The organism is Phenylobacterium sp., from assembly GCF_030693805.1.
Taxonomy (GTDB): Bacteria; Pseudomonadota; Alphaproteobacteria; order Caulobacterales; family Caulobacteraceae; genus Phenylobacterium.
On record NZ_JAUXZW010000228.1, the window covers coordinates 1 to 1116 of the forward strand.

General features: G+C 59.9%; 1 protein-coding gene. It reads right to left on the reverse strand.

The genetic code is table 11. From position 1 onward, the window contains the following. Positions 1 to 920: tripartite tricarboxylate transporter substrate binding protein (locus tag Q8M88_RS08825; RefSeq protein WP_305596468.1), on the reverse strand; the 920-nt coding region annotated here is incomplete at its 3' end. Positions 921 to 1116 lie beyond the last annotated feature (196 nt).

Genomic DNA, 1116 nt, shown 5'->3' on the forward strand with positions numbered 1-1116 from the left:
TCCCGCGCCTGCAATGGCGTGCTGCGCACGACTTGGACCCCGAGTTGCGCAAACCGGCGTTGTGTCGCTTCGTCACTCAACGCTTGGTTGAGTGCCGTGTTCAGCGTGGTGATGACGGCATCGGGTGTGCCTTTTGGGGCCAGCACGGAATACACCGATGCGGCAATGAACTGTGGCAGGCCTTGCTCCGCGAACGTGGGGACGTCCGGCATGACAGACAAGCGCTGGGCGCTGGCTACCCCAACCGCTGTGACACGACCGGTGGCGAGATTTGTCAGCGCCGTCGGCGACGTTGTCACCAGGATTTGAATCTGGTCGGCGAACAGATCGGCGATTGCCGGCGCAGAACCCCGGTAGGGCACGTGCAGCAACTCCAATGTGCTTTGCTGCCTGAACCATTCGGTGACGATGTGCTCGGTCGATCCATTCCCAGACGATCCGTAGGCCAGCTTGCCCGGGTTCTTGCGTGCCAGTGCGGTCACATCGGCATACGAAGCAATGGCACTTGACTTCGATGACAACATCACCAACGGCAGTTCCCCGACCGTGGCAACCGGACTGAAGTCCTTCGCCATTTCATAGCCTGTGACCTCAGGTCCCACCATTTTTTCGGTCATCACATAGGAGGTGGTTGGCGCCATCAGCAGGGTGTAGCCGTCTGGCGCAGCCCGCTTCACGTGCTGGGCCGCGATAGCGCCCGAAGCCCCCGTCTTGTTGTCGACCACGACGGATGTCTTCAGTTGCACAGACAAGCCCTGCGCGATGGTTCTTCCGACCACGTCAACGCCACCACCCGCCGAAAATCCGACGATCAGGTTGAGCGGCTTGTCCGGGAACTCCGCGTTTGCGCATGTGCCCAGCAAAATGGCTGCGCTCGCCGCAACCGCTTTGCACCAGGAATTCAAATTTGCTCGGATCATGTTTTTTCCTATCAAATGAAAAAGGGAAAGTGACGGAGGTGACGGTGGGTGTGGCGCTGAGCCTCAGTGTTTGTTGGGGCGAAAGTCCGTGGCAGCGACGTCCCAGACTCCGGCCACGTGGCGCGAGAGGTCTTTCTTCTGTATCCGCTGGGTCGGCGTCTTGGGGAATTGGTCGATGAACTCGACGTAGCGTGGA